This window comes from Pseudomonas sp. ATCC 43928, from assembly GCF_005938665.2.
In the GTDB taxonomy this organism is placed as follows: domain Bacteria; phylum Pseudomonadota; class Gammaproteobacteria; order Pseudomonadales; family Pseudomonadaceae; genus Aquipseudomonas.
The window spans coordinates 3,515,920-3,531,715 of the sequence record NZ_CP041753.1 but is presented as its reverse complement, the minus strand read 5'-3'; the positions used below and the strand labels follow the sequence as shown (position 1 = coordinate 3,531,715).

The window sequence follows — 15,796 nt, the reverse complement described above, 5'->3', positions numbered from 1 at the left end:
TGATCGAGGCGTCCTGGCTGTGAGCTATCTCTGACAATTCCAACAAAGAGAGAGGCAATAGCAATGGGTGTGTATGACTACAAGAACTTCGGCGCAGCAGACTCCAAGGCGTTGTTCAGCGACGCCATGGCGATCATGCTGTATTCCTATCACAACCTCGACAACGGTTTCGCCACCGGTTACCAGCAAAACGGTTTCGGCCTGGGCTTGCCGGCCACCCTCGTGACCGCGCTGATCGGCGGCACCGACTCCCAGGGCGTGATTCCCGGCATTCCCTGGAACCCCGATTCGGAAAAGGCCGCGCTCGACGCTGTGCAAAAGGCCGGCTGGACCCCGATCACGGCCACGCAACTGGGCTATGACGGCAAGACCGACGCTCGCGGAACCTTCTTCGGCGAGAAGGCCGGTTACACCAGCGCGCAAGTGGAGATCCTCGGCAAGTACGACGCCCAGGGTCATCTCACGGAAATCGGCATTGCCTTTCGTGGCACCAGCGGCCCAAGGGAAATCCAGATCGGCGATTCCATCGGTGATGTGATCAACGATCTGCTGGCGGCGCTCGGCCCCAAGGATTACGCGAAAAACTACGCGGGCGAAGCCTTCGGCAATTTGCTCGGCAAAGTCGCGGCGTTTGCCCAGGCCAATGGCCTTGCGGGCAAGGACGTGCTGGTCAGCGGCCACAGCCTCGGCGGGTTGGCGGTCAACAGCCTGGCGGACTTGAGCAGCGAAAAATGGTCCGGGTTCTATCAGGATTCCAACTACATCGCCTACGCCTCACCGACCCAAAGCAGCAGCGACAAAGTGCTGAACATCGGTTATGAAAACGACCCGGTGTTCCGCGCGCTCGATGGCTCGTCGTTCAACCTGGCTTCGGTGGGCGTGCACGATGCTCCCAAGGATTCAGCGACCGATAACATCGTCAGCTTCAACGACCATTACGCCTCGACGGCGTGGAATGTGTTGCCGTATTCCATCACCAACATCGCCACCTGGATTTCACACTTGCCCACCGGTTACGGCGACGGCATGACCCGGGTGCTGGAGTCCAAGTTCTACGACCTGACCAGCAAGGACTCGACGATCATCGTCGCCAACCTCTCGGACCCGGCGCGAGCCAACACCTGGGTCCAGGACTTGAACCGCAACGCCGAAACCCACAAAGGCAGCACCTTCATCATCGGCAGCGACGGCAATGACCTGATCCAGGGCGGCAAGGGCAACGACTACATCGAAGGCCGCGACGGTAACGACACCTTCCGCGACAGTGGTGGCTACAACATCCTGTTGGGCGGCAAGGGCAGCAACGTGCTGGACCTGCAGCAGTCGGTGAAGAATTTCGTCTTCGCCAATGACGGTGTCGGCAACCTGTACGTGCGCGACGCCAATGGCGGCATCAGCATCACCCGCGACATCGGCAGCATCGTCACCAAGGAGCCGGGGTTGCTCTGGGGCCTGTTCAAGGATGACGTGACCCACAGCGTCACCGCCAATGGCCTCACCGTCGACAGCAACCTGACCCAGTACGCCTCGAGCGTGAAGGGCACCACCGGCACCGACACCCTCAAGGCCCATGCAACGGGCGACTGGTTGTTTGGCCTGGACGGCAATGACCACTTGATCGGCAGCGCCGGCAACGATGTGTTTGTCGGCGGGGCGGGTAATGACCTGATCGAGTCGGGCGGCGGGATTGATACTTTCCTGTTCAGCGGCGCGTTTGGCCAGGACCGGGTGGTGGGCTACCAGGCCAACGACAAACTGGTGTTCCTCGGGGTTCAGGGCGTTGCGCCAAACGACGACTTCCGCGCCCATGCCACGGCGGTGGGGCAGGATACGCTGCTGACGTTTGGCAGTGATTCGGTGACCCTGGTAGGCGTTGGGCTGGACAGTTTGTCCAGCAGCGGCATTGTGATCGCCTGAGGGTGAGGCGGCGCCGGTAAGGGCCTCTTCGCGAGCAAGCTTCGCTCCAGGGAATGCATTCCAATGCAGGAGCGAGGCTTGCCCGCAAAGAACGATAACGCGGTTGTCTCCGTGACTCACCAACCGCTCCCGGACTCGAATACCTGCACCAACAGGAACTGGCACTAAAGCATCAGCCCTCTCATGCGTTACGCTATAACGCTATAGCTGCATGCCGCCATTGAGTACAGGAGATTTTGCAACGTGAGTAACAGCAAGAGGTACACCTTCGGTCTGGCGCTGGCCTTGTTATCGGCAGCCGCCGCCGCAGAACTGCCTCAGAGCTCGATTCTGACCCGTTACGGGGTCACCTCCGATCAACTGCCGAAACCGCCAGCAACCGAAACCGCCAAGCCCATCGAAGAAAAAAGCCGCTTCCAGCTCCAGCCGGAACAGCCCTGGGTGACGTTGCGCCTGGGCGATGGCAAACAACCGGAGAAGACCGGCAACATCAGCATTGATCGTTCGATGCAGCAGGAACAGGAGCGCTGCCAGCGGATGCAGGAACAACTGCTTCGGCGTGGCGGGCAATACATTTCCTGCGATAACAGCATTCCGGGCACCCACTAAACACCGAGCGCCCGTTACTGCATCGGCGTTCAATAACCCTGCGCGCGATCGATCTCGCCGAGCATCGGCTCACCCCGTTGATGCCGGCGGATGTTCTCCAGCAACACTCCGAACGCGCTTTCCGGCTGGGTCATCGCCGCGATGTGTGGCGTCAGCAGAATCTGCGGGTGGTGCCAGAACGGATGATCTACCGGTGCCGGTTCCTGTTGCAGCACATCAAGGACTGCGCCGCTCAAGTGCCCGCTGTCCAGCGCTTCCAGCAGATCCTCTTCGATCAAATGCCCACCACGGCCCATGTTGATCAGCGCCGCGCCCTTGGGCAGTTGCTCAAACAGGTTGCGATCAAGAATGCCCTGGGTCTGTTCGGTCAGCGGCAACACACACAACAGAATGTCGCACTGGCTGAGGAACGCCGACAGTTGCGCGTTGCCGGCATAGCAATCGACCCCCGGAATGTGATGGGCACTGCGCGCCCAGCCAGACAAGGCAAAGCCCAGCGGTTGCAAGGTCGCCAGAATCTGCTGCGCCTGGGCACCGAGCCCCATGACCCCGACCCGACGTTTGGCCGCCGGTTGCAGCAAGTGCGCCTGCCAGCAGCGGGCCATTTGTTGCTGGCGGTAGCGCAACATGTCGCGGTGCAGGCTGAGTACGGCAAAAGTCGCGTATTCGCACATGCCACGGGTGATGCCCGGATCCAGCAGACGCACCACCGGCAAGCTCGCCGGCAAGCGACCGAGGTCGAGTTGATCGACGCCGGCGGACAAGGCAAACAGCACTTGCAGATTCGGCAGCACAACGTCGAGATCGTCAGGTGCCTGCCACGCGGCCAGGTATTGAATGTCCTTCGGGTCGCCGATGTCCGGCCAGGCGCGCCATTCAATATCCGGGGCGTGTTCGGCAAACAGCGCTTGCCACTGTTTGCCGCGCACAGGGTCAGCTTTATACAGCAGGGCCATGGGCATTTCCTGAAAGGTGAAGGGGCTGCCCATCATCGCGCAATACCAGCGCAGGATCTGTCGAAAGCAGCGGCTTTAACGGGTTGTGTGATCTTGTATCGACCCGGCATCGGCAGATTCGGCGGGCTGAAGGAATCTGCCGTTTGGCGGGGTGAAAACAGTTGATCCGAATTTCTCAGGGGGCAAGTTCGGCGTAGTTCGTTTCGCGCAAGCCTTAACCTGAACACCATCGCAACCACTTCCCGGTTGCCGGACTCACGATGGGAAATGCCATGAATAGCAAAGTCGACGAAACCCCTCATTTGCTCCGTCAGCGCGATCAATTCGTGCCACGTGGCCTGGTTACCGCGCATCCGTTGGTGATCGATCGGGCCCTGGGTTCAGAATTGTGGGACGTGGACGGCAAGCGCTACCTGGACTTTGTCGGCGGTATCGGTGTGCTTAACATCGGTCACAACCACCCGAAGGTGGTCGCGGCGGTGCAGGCGCAGTTGCAAAAAATCTCCCACGCCTGTTTTCAGGTGGTGGCCTATAAGCCTTATCTCGACCTGGCCCAGCGCCTGTGCGAAATGATCGGCGGCCAGGACGCTTATAAAGCAGCGTTCTTCACCTCCGGCGCCGAAGCGGTGGAAAACGCGGTGAAGATCGCCCGCGCCCACACCAACCGCTCGGCGGTGATCGCCTTTCGTGGTGGGTTCCATGGCCGGACCTTGCTCGGCACCACGCTGACCGGCATGAGCCAGCCGTATAAACAGAACTTCGGGCCGTTCGCCCCGGAGGTCTTCCACACCCCGTATCCGAATGCCTATCGCGGTGTCACCAGCGACATGGCGCTCAAGGCACTGGACGAGTTGTTGGCGACCCAAGTGGCGCCTGAGCGGGTCGCGGCGATCATCATCGAACCGGTGCAGGGCGATGGCGGTTTCCTTGCGGCACCGGCGGAGTTTCTTCAGGCTCTGCGCGCGCTGACTGAAAAGCACGGCATCGTGCTGATCCTCGATGAGATCCAGACCGGTTTCGGGCGTACCGGCAAATGGTTCGGTTTCCAGCACGCCGGAATTCAGCCGGATCTGGTCACCGTGGCCAAGAGCCTGGCTGGCGGTTTGCCGCTGTCCGGTGTGGTCGGCAAAGCAGAGATCATGGACGCGCCATTGCCCGGCGGCCTCGGCGGTACTTACGGCGGTAACGCGCTGTCGTGCGCGGCGGCACTGGCGGTGATCGAGGCCTACGAGCAAGAGCAGTTGCTGGCCCGTGGCGAAGCGTTGGGCGAGCGTCTGCGTCAGGGACTGTTGCGCTTGCAGGCCCGTTACCCGCGGATCGGCGACGTGCGCGGCAGCGGCTTCATGCTGGCGATCGAACTGATCAAGGATGACGAGGCACGGACCCCGGACGCCGACCTCAACCAACGACTGATCGACGAAGCCAGGGCCGGTGGCCTGTTGGTAATCAAGTGCGGCGTGCAACGCAACGTGTTGCGTTTCCTCGCGCCACTGGTGACCAGCGAAGCACAGATCGATGAAGCGTTGCAGATTCTCGACGCGGCACTGGCACGAGTCTTGAACTGAGCTCACGCCAGCTCACGGGCGCAGCCACACGGCATCGCCCGTGAGCATTTATGGAGCATGGATTGATGGAATGCATCATCGGAGGCTTTACACACCATGGGGCTGACTGATTATCGAGCGTTGCTGATCGATTGCGATGAGGTGCTGGTGGATCGCGATTCCGGAGTCTGGGCGGCGTTGCAGCCGCTGCTCGACAGCCGTGGCGGTCACCCGGACAAGGCACAGGTGCTGGCCGAATTCAGCGAGGTGGTGCGGGCGCTGTACCCGCGTTTCGGCGAGTTGGGCTTCAGTGGTTTGCTGTGTTTCGCACACCGTCAATTGGCCGAGCGCTGGGAGTTGAAAGCCAGTTGGGAGGAGGGCATGAGCTTCGCCCGGTCCGTCGTCGGCTGGTCGTTGTTCGAGGATGCACCCGGCGCCATGCTGTACTTGCGCAAGTTCTATCGCCTGCTGGTGCATGGCGACCGTGACGCCGAAGATCGCGGCCTGCTGTGCGAACGCCTGGGGATCATGCCCGACGATTTTATTTCCTTGGCAAGCGACCCATTGCAGGACCATGACTGGCTGGCGGCCAATGACCTTGATGCCAACACCATCCTCCAGGTAACCCGGCCTGGCGCCCGGCAACCGGGGGCGGGGGCGGTCTGCCTGATCTGTCGCGGCCGGGCCAGACAACCGTCGCCGTGCGCGGCGGATTACTGCATTAACAGCATGGCGGATCTGGTGGCTCAGCATCAGCTGTCTTTACGGCGCTGATTTTGCTAGAAGATTGTCTTACAAACGGCAGTCAAGAGGTACGCAATGGAAGGTTTAGTAAAACTGGACCGAATCGACATCAGCATCCTGGTTGAGCTGCAAAAGGACGGGCGCATGACCAACGTCAGCCTGGCCGATGCCGTGGGCCTGTCGGCCAGCCCCTGCCTGCAACGGGTCAAGCGGCTGGAGTCGGCCGGGTATATTTCCAGCTACAAGGCTCACCTGAACCTGGCCAAGATCACCGACTCGGTCACGGTGTTCACCGAGATCACCTTGAGCGACCACAAGCGCGAAGACTTCGCCAAGTTCGAGTCCAATATCCGTCTGGTCGACGAAGTGCTCGAATGCCACCTGATCAGCGGTGGCTACGATTACCTGGTGCGCTTCATGACACGCAGCATCCAGCATTATCAGGAAGTGGTCGAAAGCCTGCTGGACAAGAACATCGGCATCTCCAAGTATTTCAGCTACATCGTCATCAAGTCACCCGTACTGAAGGACGGCGTGCCGCTGCGCAAATTGTTGCGGCACTGAAGCTGACTCCACATCCCCCCATTCCCTTGCAGCCTGCCGCGCCTTCGAAAGAGGCGCGCGACGGGCTCTGTGTAGCAGCTGTCGAGCAGCGCGAGGCGGCGTTCGGCGGCGAAGCAGCCGCAAAATCAGTCACTGCGATCCGTCAGGTACACCGTGCATTCAGGGTTTACGACTGCTACGCAGCCGAACGCCACCTCGCGCTGCTCGGCAGCTGCTACGGAGAATTCGGTTTGGGCATGCACCTCAATCGGACATCGGGGCCGCACAACCGCTTCAACACGCTTCATGCTGGCGCAGGCCGTATAAACCGCTGTTTACGCGGCGAAAACAGTCTTCGTTTGCGTTACGGGCGATGAATTCGGAACAAAGCGCAAAATCGCCTGCGTTGTAATGCGTTCAGAGAGAGGGGCAGGTCGTTGCACGGCTTCAGTTCAACACTGTCGCTCTATCGAAAGGAAGGTCAGGTACCCTTGCCGCGGGCGCCGTCGCAGCTGCCGGCATCGGAAGTTGCCAGGCTGAAGAAACAGGGCTGAGCCAGCGGTAGTCCACTGACCAAGACATGAGTGACTGATATGACCCTATCTACAAGCGTGGCAGGGCAGGCGGGAAGTGTTTCCCCTGCGCTGGCCACCAGCGTTGCCAAAACCAACACCCGGATGTTGGCTATCGATGCCTTGCGCGGCTTCGTCATGCTGTTGATGCTCATCGACCATGTGCGCGAAACCTTTCTGCTGCACCGTCAGGTCACCGACCCGATCGATGCGCTGAACGTGACCCCGGACCTGTTTTTCACCCGCCTGCTGAGCACCCTTTGCGCCCCGGTGTTCATCTTCCTCACCGGGTTGTCGGCCTGGCTCTACAGCCAGAAACACACGGCCAGTGAAACCTCGGTGTTTCTGCTCAAGCGCGGGCTGTTCCTGGTGTTTCTGGAGCTCACATTCGTATGCTTTGCCTGGAACGCCGAGTTCCCGCCCAAGACGCTTTGGCTGCAAGTGATCTGGTGCATTGGCATTTGCATGATCGTGCTTGCCGGGTTGCTGCACTTCAAGCGCCGTTGGCTGATCGTGCTCGGGGTGGCCATTGTCGCCGGGCACAACCTGCTCGATGGCGTGACCGTGGGGCCGGAGTCGCCGGTCTTCGTGCCGTGGTCGATCCTGCATCAGCGCGTATTCATCGACATCACCGAGTTCACCCGGGCTCGCACCACGTATCCGGTGTTGCCGTGGATCGGCGTGATTCTGCTGGGCTGGGCCATCGGGCCATGGTTCGGCAAGGACATGGAACCGGCCGAGCGGATTTCCCGCTTGCTCAAAGTCGGCTTCGGCCTGCTGGCGGCGTTTGTGTTCATCCGCTATCTGAACGTTTACGGCGAGAAACCCTGGGTGCAGACCGGTGATTCGCTGCGCACCTTCATGAGTTTCATGAGCGCGAAGAAGTATCCGCCGTCACTGATGTTCCTGATGCCGACCCTCGGCCTGGGGCTGATTCTTCTGGCGGTGTTCGAGAAGGCCCAGGATCGCTGGTCCACCGCGACCCTGGCGGTCTACGGCGGCGCGCCGATGTTCTTCTACTTGCTGCACCTGTATGTGCTGAAGGCCATGTACCTGGTGGCCGTTGCCATCTGGGGCGCCAATCAGGGCACCTATTACGGCTTCGACAACCTGCCGATGGTCTGGCTGTGGAGCGTGATTCTCGGGGTGCTGCTGTTCTTCCCGACGCGCTGGTTCGCCAACCTCAAGCAGCAGCGTCGCGACATCGCGATTCTCAAATACCTCTGATTCAAAGATCTTGCTGAACTCAGCACAAATACCTGTGGGAGCGGCGGTGCGGCGCTCCCACAGTTCCCTATTTGACGGCATACACCTTGCGCACATACCGCGCACTGCTCCAGGCGCACGGTGCGCCTTGCGGCACGAACACGGTGTCACCGGGGTTGACCGTTACGCTGGTTCCATCCGACGCCTGCAAAGTCACGCTGCCTTCAAGCAGGTGCATCAACTCATTGAGTTTGTGCGCTCGGCCATGGCGGGTGTACGGCGTCGAATCCCACACGCCGACGCGCAGATCAGTGGTGTCATCTTCGAAGGCATTGCGCGAGCGGCACTGCGGCGTAGGCCCGATCAGTATCTGCGGTTCCGGTGCCGCCGAAGGGGACAGCATCGCCAGCGGGTCGAGCGCTGTCAGCCCCGGTTTCTGTTCGGCGCTGGGGCTGGTGACGGCGCAGAAGGCCCAGCACGTATCGGGTTGTGCCTGAAACCTGAGCGCTGTGCCGCGACCGATCACCGCGCTGGCACCGATGCCCAGTTCCAGCACCTGTTCCCCGGATTGCAGCACGACGTGCCCCGCATGGACCACGATCACTTCGGTGTGCGGAAAGTGCTCGATATCGACGGTTTTGCTGGTGTGAACAAGGCCCGCCGAGACGCCGTCGGACCCAATGTAGGCGATCTGACGACCCACCATGAACGGATCGATGGAACTCAAGGGCGCTGCCTTGAAAGACGTAGAAACGCGGCTGCCGTCGGCGCGGGCCAACAGCACAATGGTGGGTTGAGACATGCGGGTGACGCTCCCTGCAAATGGGGGGTAGAAAGTGATGGAAGGCGCTCGCTTCATCGCGCGCCGGAATCAGCCGATGGCTTGGGTGACAAGGGCAAATTGGCGTACGCCGTTGGCCGCTTGCGGCGGTGTACCCCGTGCCATTTGCGCCACGGTGTCGACCTGTTTGAGACCGGCCAGCTCCAGCCACTCGCTCAAACCACTGTCCGCTGGAATGTCGATTCGCACGAAAGCATCCGGCACCTGGGCCAGCAATACGGCGATCAGGTGTTTGGCCTGTTCAAGATTTTCGGCGATGACCGGGCCGAGGCAACGACCACGACCAAACGGGCGCAGCAGGGCGAAGGCACGCAACTGACCGTCGCGCTCGATGCCTACCGAATGCTCGGCCACCGTAAACAGCTCCGTGAGCACCGCTTGCCGGTCCAGACCACTGCCGGCGTTGGCCAGTGCCAGTTGAGGAGCCCGATCCGTCGCCTGTAACGGGCGGCATTCCTCACCGTCCGCCAGTGGTTCAAGCGCGGGCACCTGGGCCAGGCCTTGATGCTGCTGAATTCGTCCGTACTCGACAAACCCCTGGCTGGCATAAAGCGGCGCACCGGCGAGGGTCGCATTGAGCATCGGCGTGCGCGACTGGCAGGCCTCCAGTGCGTGCTCCATCATTCGACGGCCGATGCCCTTGCCCTGATAGTCGTCACTGACAATCACCAGGCCGATGGTGGCGAAGTCGCCTTGCCGGCAGGCGAATGCGGTGCCGATCAATCGGTCGCCATCGAGCACCACAAAGCCTTCGCTGACCCGCTGCAACATCGCCCAGTCTTCCAGGCGATGAGGCCACTTCAACTCGACAGACAAGGCATGGGCCGAAGGCAAATCAGCAGCGGTCATCGGCCGATAGACATAAGCGGAAGGGTGCGAGGCGGACATGATGAATCTCCGTTTTACAGTGTGCGCGATCAACCGGTTTTCCGGCGCGAGGATGCCTGTATCCCATCTGTGTGAAGGCCTGACAAGGGGGGCGGAAGGATTCGGCAGATTCCTCACATCAAAGGCCTGCAGACCACACTTACTACTTAATTGCCCCATAAGGTCGGCAGCAAATGCTTGGGCTTTTTTTCTACGATGGAGGCCTGAGTAAACGCCTCGCCGTCCCTTTCTGGAGTGCTCCATGGATAGCTTCGATCCTCGCCTTATCGCTGTGCGCAGCGCTCACTTTATTGCTGGCAAATACCGCGACGCCCAACCGGGGCTGGAGGTGGTTCGCCCTTCAGACGGCCAGGCCTATGCCCAGTTGCCGATCGCCGATGCCGACCTGGTGGATGAGGCGGTCAACGATGCCTGGCAGGCGTTTAACCGCAGCGATTGGGCCAGCCGTCCGCCCCGGGAGCGGGCACGGGTCATGCGTCGCTGGGCCGATCTGATCGAAGCCGATGTCGCCGTGCTGGCGCCGCTGGAAGCGGTGGGCTCGACCCGTCCGCATAAAGATGTGATCGCCTGGGACATTCCTTATGTCGCCGAGGGCATTCGTTTCTTTGCCGAACTGGCGGACAAGCACGGCGGCCAAGTCGCGGCGACCCAGACCGATCGCCTGGGCATGCAGATCGCCGAACCGTACGGCGTGATCGCCGCCATCGCGCCGTGGAATTTCCCCTTGAGCATGGCTTCGTGGAAAGTCGCGCCGGCGCTGGCTGCCGGCAATGCCGTGGTGCTCAAACCGTCGGAGCTGACGCCGTTTTCCAGCCTGCGCTTTGCCGAACTGGCGGTGCAGGCGGGCATTCCTGCCGGGATATTCAACGTGGTTCAGGGCGATGGCCGGGTCACTGGCGACGCCTTGTGCCGTCATCCACGGGTGGGCAAGGTAACCTTTACCGGCTCCACGGCGACGGGTTCGAGCATTATGTCCACCTGTGCATTGGTGGGGCCGAAACCGGTAACGCTGGAGCTGGGCGGCAAGAGCCCGCAACTGGTGTTCGCCGACGTGCCGGACATCGCGAAAACCGCGCGCACCGTGGCGCTGGCCATCACCGGCAATGCCGGGCAGGTGTGCGTGTCTGGTTCGCGGTTGTTGATTGAGCGCTCGATCATGGAACCGTTCGTTGCGCACTTGCAGGCGTACTTCGAGGAATTGCGCCCGGGGCCGACCTGGTCCTCCGAGAGCACGCTGTCGCCGATTATTTCCCGGTTGCAGGCCAGCCGTATCGACGGCATCGTCCAGCGTTCGCGCCAGGCCGGGGCCGAAGTGCTGACTGGCGGTGGTTTGTTTGAAGGGCTGGGCGGTGCCTATTACCAGCCGACCTTGCTGGCTGGCCTGGACAATCAGAACCCGGCGATCTGTGAAGAAATCTTCGGCCCGGTGCTGACGGTGCAGGCGTTCGATGACGAACAGCAGGCACTGAGCCTGGCCGCGCACGCCACCTACGGCCTGGCGGCGGGCGTGCACACCGCCGACATCAACCGCGCCCTGCGACTGGTCCGGCGGCTGGAGGCGGGCACGGTGTGGGTCAACCGCTATGGACGCAGCAACGACTACATCCTGCCGACCGGTGGCTACAAACGCTCCGGCATCGGCAAGGACCTGGGGCGCGAAGCCTTCGAAGCCAACTTGCGCTTCAAGAGCGTGCTGATCGATATCGTCCAATAACACGGCCCCCGTAGCAGCTGCCGAGCAGCGCGAGGCGGCGTTCGGCGGCGAAGCCGTCGTAAACCCGATTTGCAAGGTTTTCATGACACACCGCAATAGCTGATTTCACGACGGCTTCGCCGCCGAACGCAGCCTCGCAGGCTCGGCAGCTGCTACACCGGGTAGTCATCAAGAGAAGGTTCAAACCGCACCCAAACGGGCGCTTCCTCAGGGAAGCGCCCGTTTTCGTTCAGCCCGGCGCAGGTTCTGCCGTGAATGGGGGCGTTCGTCAGCCTCGCATAGCCATGAAGGTCCATAAGAGCGCATAAATACGGGGGTTGCCCAAGGCTGGAGCGAGCCGCAAAGTCTGCTGAGGGGGCAGGCTAAAACGGTGGTTTGTATCAAGCAGAGGTCGCTTTTAACGCCATCTGCTGATTTCACGGTGTTGTAATGACGGTGTGCTGCAGCGTTGCATCGCCGCTCCCGAAACGCAGCGAATACCTGTCGCGCCATGACCTCAACGAACTTCAGGACCGCACTCAATGAGCTTTCTACGCCCCAAATTCATTACGTTCGACTGCTACGGTACGCTGACCAATTTCCACATGGGCACGATGACTCGCGAACTGTTCGCCGACCGCGTGGCGCCCGAGCAGATGGATCAGTTCGTCAAGGACTTCTCGGCCTATCGCCTGGACCAGGTCATGGGTGACTGGATGCCGTATGACGAAATCCTCAAGACCTCCCTGGCGCGGGTCTGCAAGCGTTGGGGTGTCGAATACCGTGGCGAAGGCCAGCTGTATTACGACGCCGTGCCGACCTGGGGCCCGCACCCGGACGTGCCGGCCGGTCTGTCGAAAATCGCCGACAAGATCCCCCTGGTGATTTTCTCCAACGCCAGCAACAGCCAGATCATGTCCAACGTCGACAAGCTCGGCGCACCGTTTCACAAAGTCTTCACCGCCGAACAGGCCCAGGCCTACAAGCCGCGCCTGGCCGCGTTCGAGTACATGCTCGACAACCTCAACTGCGGCCCGGAAGACATCTTGCATGTGTCTTCCAGTTTCCGTTACGACCTGATGCCGGCCCACGACATGAAGATCAAGAACAAGGCCTTCGTCGCCCGCGGTCACGAGGTTCCGGGCAATGCGTTCTACGGCTACCAGCAGATCACCGACATCGGTGGACTGGCGGCGCTGGTCGGTCTCTGAGTTGAACGGTAACGGCGCTCTTCACGGAATAAGGGGTTAGACATGGGCAGTGAATCCTACTGGCTCGACACCGCACCGGCTTTCACCGGTGCTCAGCTCGGCGCATTGCCCGGGCAGGTCGACGTGGCCATCGTCGGTGGCGGTTTCACCGGCCTGGCGGCGGCTCGCGCGCTGGCCTTGAAGGGCGCCAGTGTGGTGGTGCTGGAAGCGGGGAGAGTGATCGGCGAAGCCTCCGGGCGCAACGGCGGCCAATGCAACACCGGCGTTGCCCAGGACTATGCCGGGCTGAGTGCCGGCCTCGGTGCCGACAAGGCGCGGGCCTATTACCAGGCCTATGAAAGCGCGGTGCAGAGCGTTGTGTCCCTGGTGGAGCAGGAGCAGATCGCTTGCGACCTCAAGCGCAACGGCAAGCTCAAACTGGCGGCCAAACCGCTGCACTACGAAGGCCTGGCGCGCACCTGCGAATTGATTCGCAAGGAGGTCGATGCCGAGGTCGAGTTGCTGAACGCCGAACAGACCCGCGCCGAAGTGAATTCGGCCCAGTTCCATGGCGGCTTGCTGCAGCGCAACGGTGTGCAGATGCATGTCGGGCGTTTCGGCGTCGGTCTGGCTGAGGCTGCGGCGCGTCACGGCGCGCTGATCTATCAAGGTACGTCGGTGACGGACTGGAAGGCCCAGGCCGGCGGTTATCGGGTCAACACCGCCAAGGGTTCTTTGCACGCCGGGCAAGTATTGCTGGCGACCGGCGCTTGTCAGCACGGTGGCCTGGGCTGGTATCGGCGGCGGATCGTGCCGGTCGGCAGTTTCGTGATCGCCACTGAGGTGCTGCCGCAGTTCCTCATCGATCAGTTGCTGCCCGGTCGGCGTGCCTATGTCACCAGTCGCATGATCGGTAACTACTTTCGCCTGACCCCGGACAACCGCTTGCTGTTCGGCGGACGTGCGCGGTTTGCGATGTCCGACAGCGTGTCCGACGCCAAGAGCGGCAAGGTGCTGCAAGCGGCGATGGTGCAGATGTTCCCGCAGTTGGCCAAGGTGAAAATCGACTACTGCTGGGGCGGGCTGGTGGACATGACCTCCGACCGTTTGCCTCGCGCCGGTCAGCACGGCGGGGTTTATCACTCCATGGGCTACAGCGGCCATGGGGTGCAGATGTCGGTGCACATGGGCCAGGTGATGGCCGAGGTGATGGCCGGCAAAGTCGAGGCCAATCCCTGGCGCGAACTCGACTGGCCGGCGATTCCCGGGCATTTCGGCAAGCCGTGGTTCTTGCCGTTCGTGGGCGCTTACTACCGCCTCCAGGACTATTTGCATTGAGTTGATGTTGTGGCGTCACCGTCGTTTGCGTTTCCAGGACGTTCCGGTCAACCGGAGCACTCGAATCTTCTGATTTTCGACAGGTACAACTGATATGACTGACAACAAGATCGACTCGAAACTGATTTCCGGCCAGGACAGCCTGCGGGTATTCGAAGGCCTCAATCGTGGCATGTCACGCCGCCACGCCTTGCAGATGCTCGGCGTGGCGGGTGTTGCCGCAGCGGGCGCCGGTAGCCTGTTCGGCGCTGCCGGCAAACTGTTCGCCGAAGAAGCGGCGACCCCGGGCAAAGGCAAGCCGGGCGGGCGGATTCGCGTCGCCGGCATGTCCAGTTCCACCGCCGACACCCTGGACCCGGCCAAGGGCGCGCTGTCTACCGACTACGTGCGTCACTTCATGTTCTACAACGGCCTGACCCGTTTCGACAGCCACCTGGTGCCGCAACTGGAACTGGCCGAGCGCATCGATAACACCGATGCGACGCTGTGGATCATCACCCTGCGCAAGGACGTGACCTTCCACAACGGCAAGACCCTGAGCGCCGCCGACGTGGTGTTCTCGCTGTCGCGCCACAAAGACCCGCTGACCGGTTCCAAGGTCATGCCGCTGATGGCGCAGTTCGAAGAGATCAAGGCCACCGGCACCCACGAAGTGCAGATCCGCCTGAGCGCGCCGAACGCCGAGCTGCCGTCGATCCTCGCCGTGTCGCACTTGCTGATCGTTCCCGAGGGCACTACCGACTTCAACCAGGGCATCGGCACCGGGCCATTCACGGTCAAGGAATTCAAACCGGGCGTACGCTCGATTGCCGCGCGCAACACCGGCTACTGGAAACCGGGCCTGCCGTACCTGGACGAGATCGAATTCATCGCGATTGCCGACGAACCGTCACGAGTCAACGCACTGCTGTCGGGCGACGTGCACATGATCAACGAGGTCAACCCACGCTCGACCACACGGATCAAGGCCAGCGCCAAACACCGGGTCGTCGATGCGCCGTCGGGCAACTACACCGACCTGATCATCCGTCAGGACCAGATGCCGGGTAAAAGCGCCGAATTCACTCAGGCGATGAAGTATTTGCTGGACCGTGAGCAAGTGAAGTCCGCGGTGTTCCGTGGCTTTGCCGTCGTCGGTAACGACCATCCGATTTCCCCTGGCTCGCGCTACTACAACGCCGACCTGCCGCAGCGGGCCTACGACCCGGAAAAAGCCAAATTCCTGCTGAAGAAGGCCGGCATGGAAAGCATCAGCATGCCGCTGGTGGCATCGCCTGCCGCGACCGGTTCGGTGGACATCGCCGTGCTGTTGCAGCAATCGGCGAAACAGGCCGGGCTCAAGCTCGACGTCAACCGCCTGCCCAGCGACGGCTACTGGTCCAACCACTGGATGAAGCACCCGCTGAGCTTCGGCAACATCAACCCTCGGCCGAACGCCGACGTGATGTTCTCGCAGTTCTTCCAGTCCAGCGCGCCATGGAACGAGTCGGGCTGGAAGAACGATCAGTTCGACCAGTTGCTGATGCTCGCCCGCGGTGAAACCGACGACGCCAAGCGCAGCAAGATGTACGCCGATATGCAGGCACTGGTGCATGAACACAGTGGCATCGGCGTGCCGGTGTTCATCAGCAACATCGACGGCGTCGACCAGCGCATCAAGGGCTACGGCAGCAACCCCCTCGGCGGTTTCATGGGCTACATGTTCGCCGAACAGGTCTGGCTCGATGCCTGATCGGCCGCACACGGGCGTCAGCG

At 61.5% G+C, this 15,796-nt stretch carries 13 protein-coding genes; 10 read left to right on the top strand and 3 right to left on the bottom strand.

Annotated elements, in window-relative coordinates; translation table 11 throughout:
- Positions 1 to 63 precede the first annotated feature (63 nt).
- Entirely contained in the window at positions 64 to 1,917 is a 1,854-nt protein-coding gene (locus tag FFH90_RS16180) for a polyurethanase (RefSeq protein WP_138867577.1), read from the top strand.
- 243 nt (positions 1,918 to 2,160) lie between these two features.
- Positions 2,161 to 2,526 carry a hypothetical protein gene (locus FFH90_RS16175; protein ID WP_138867576.1) on the top strand — a complete coding sequence of 122 codons (366 nt, stop codon included), beginning with the start codon at positions 2,161 to 2,163 and terminating at the stop codon, positions 2,524 to 2,526.
- A gap of 29 nt (positions 2,527 to 2,555) precedes the next feature.
- Here FFH90_RS16175 and FFH90_RS16170 read toward each other — a convergent pair whose 3' ends face one another.
- Positions 2,556 to 3,482 carry a glyoxylate/hydroxypyruvate reductase A gene (locus FFH90_RS16170; RefSeq protein ID WP_026286404.1) on the bottom strand — a complete coding sequence of 309 codons (927 nt, stop codon included), beginning with the start codon at positions 3,480 to 3,482 and terminating at the stop codon, positions 2,556 to 2,558.
- A 272-nt stretch (positions 3,483 to 3,754) separates the two neighbouring features.
- On the opposite strand from FFH90_RS16170, the gene gabT reads away from it, so the two are divergent.
- The 4 genes from gabT (at position 3,755) to FFH90_RS16145 (ending at position 8,112) form a co-directional block, all read left to right on the top strand.
- Positions 3,755 to 5,047 carry a 4-aminobutyrate--2-oxoglutarate transaminase gene (gene gabT, locus FFH90_RS16165; protein ID WP_138867575.1) on the top strand — a complete coding sequence of 431 codons (1,293 nt, stop codon included), beginning with the start codon at positions 3,755 to 3,757 and terminating at the stop codon, positions 5,045 to 5,047.
- Positions 5,048 to 5,143: 96 nt separating this feature from the next.
- Complete coding sequence (locus FFH90_RS16160; protein WP_018925992.1) at positions 5,144 to 5,800, top strand: 2-haloalkanoic acid dehalogenase; 657 nt, start codon at positions 5,144 to 5,146, stop codon at positions 5,798 to 5,800.
- Between the two features lie 45 nt (positions 5,801 to 5,845).
- The gene (locus FFH90_RS16155) at positions 5,846 to 6,334 is read left to right on the top strand and encodes an Lrp/AsnC family transcriptional regulator (protein ID WP_003174918.1); all 489 of its coding nucleotides are present in this window, start codon (positions 5,846 to 5,848) and stop codon (positions 6,332 to 6,334) included.
- 572 nt (positions 6,335 to 6,906) lie between these two features.
- Entirely contained in the window at positions 6,907 to 8,112 is a 1,206-nt protein-coding gene (locus tag FFH90_RS16145; RefSeq protein ID WP_138867574.1) for a DUF1624 domain-containing protein, read from the top strand.
- A gap of 67 nt (positions 8,113 to 8,179) precedes the next feature.
- Here FFH90_RS16145 and FFH90_RS16140 read toward each other — a convergent pair whose 3' ends face one another.
- Together FFH90_RS16140 and FFH90_RS16135 are read right to left on the bottom strand one after the other, a co-directional pair.
- On the bottom strand, positions 8,180 to 8,893 hold the full coding sequence (locus FFH90_RS16140) for a cupin domain-containing protein (protein ID WP_138867573.1): 714 nt from the start codon (positions 8,891 to 8,893) through the stop codon (positions 8,180 to 8,182).
- Positions 8,894 to 8,962: 69 nt separating this feature from the next.
- A complete protein-coding gene (locus FFH90_RS16135) occupies positions 8,963 to 9,820 on the bottom strand; it encodes a GNAT family N-acetyltransferase (RefSeq protein ID WP_138867572.1) in 858 nt (285 codons plus the stop codon).
- 241 nt (positions 9,821 to 10,061) lie between these two features.
- On the opposite strand from FFH90_RS16135, the gene FFH90_RS16130 reads away from it, so the two are divergent.
- The 4 genes from FFH90_RS16130 (at position 10,062) to FFH90_RS16115 (ending at position 15,773) form a co-directional block, all read left to right on the top strand.
- A complete protein-coding gene (locus tag FFH90_RS16130) occupies positions 10,062 to 11,534 on the top strand; it encodes an aldehyde dehydrogenase (protein ID WP_111453370.1) in 1,473 nt (490 codons plus the stop codon).
- A gap of 521 nt (positions 11,535 to 12,055) precedes the next feature.
- The gene (locus FFH90_RS16125; RefSeq protein ID WP_018925987.1) at positions 12,056 to 12,724 is read left to right on the top strand and encodes a haloacid dehalogenase type II; all 669 of its coding nucleotides are present in this window, start codon (positions 12,056 to 12,058) and stop codon (positions 12,722 to 12,724) included.
- 42 nt (positions 12,725 to 12,766) lie between these two features.
- A complete protein-coding gene (locus FFH90_RS16120; protein WP_138867571.1) occupies positions 12,767 to 14,041 on the top strand; it encodes an FAD-binding oxidoreductase in 1,275 nt (424 codons plus the stop codon).
- 94 nt (positions 14,042 to 14,135) lie between these two features.
- Positions 14,136 to 15,773, top strand: a complete 1,638-nt coding sequence (locus FFH90_RS16115) for an ABC transporter substrate-binding protein (protein ID WP_111453369.1) — start codon at positions 14,136 to 14,138, stop codon at positions 15,771 to 15,773.
- The last annotated feature ends 23 nt before the right edge of the window (positions 15,774 to 15,796 follow it).

What these genes read in the sequence shown, in the direction of transcription:
- FFH90_RS16180 (WP_138867577.1), top strand. Translation starts at nt 64, where the DNA reads ATGGGTGTGTATGACTACAAGAACTTCGGCGCAGCAGACTCCAAGGCG.
- FFH90_RS16170 (WP_026286404.1), bottom strand. Translation starts at nt 3,482, where the DNA reads ATGGCCCTGCTGTATAAAGCTGACCCTGTGCGCGGCAAACAGTGGCAA.
- gabT (WP_138867575.1), top strand. Translation starts at nt 3,755, where the DNA reads ATGAATAGCAAAGTCGACGAAACCCCTCATTTGCTCCGTCAGCGCGAT.
- FFH90_RS16160 (WP_018925992.1), top strand. Translation starts at nt 5,144, where the DNA reads ATGGGGCTGACTGATTATCGAGCGTTGCTGATCGATTGCGATGAGGTG.
- FFH90_RS16155 (WP_003174918.1), top strand. Translation starts at nt 5,846, where the DNA reads ATGGAAGGTTTAGTAAAACTGGACCGAATCGACATCAGCATCCTGGTT.
- FFH90_RS16145 (WP_138867574.1), top strand. Translation starts at nt 6,907, where the DNA reads ATGACCCTATCTACAAGCGTGGCAGGGCAGGCGGGAAGTGTTTCCCCT.
- FFH90_RS16140 (WP_138867573.1), bottom strand. Translation starts at nt 8,893, where the DNA reads ATGTCTCAACCCACCATTGTGCTGTTGGCCCGCGCCGACGGCAGCCGC.
- FFH90_RS16135 (WP_138867572.1), bottom strand. Translation starts at nt 9,820, where the DNA reads ATGTCCGCCTCGCACCCTTCCGCTTATGTCTATCGGCCGATGACCGCT.
- FFH90_RS16130 (WP_111453370.1), top strand. Translation starts at nt 10,062, where the DNA reads ATGGATAGCTTCGATCCTCGCCTTATCGCTGTGCGCAGCGCTCACTTT.
- FFH90_RS16125 (WP_018925987.1), top strand. Translation starts at nt 12,056, where the DNA reads ATGAGCTTTCTACGCCCCAAATTCATTACGTTCGACTGCTACGGTACG.
- FFH90_RS16120 (WP_138867571.1), top strand. Translation starts at nt 12,767, where the DNA reads ATGGGCAGTGAATCCTACTGGCTCGACACCGCACCGGCTTTCACCGGT.
- FFH90_RS16115 (WP_111453369.1), top strand. Translation starts at nt 14,136, where the DNA reads ATGACTGACAACAAGATCGACTCGAAACTGATTTCCGGCCAGGACAGC.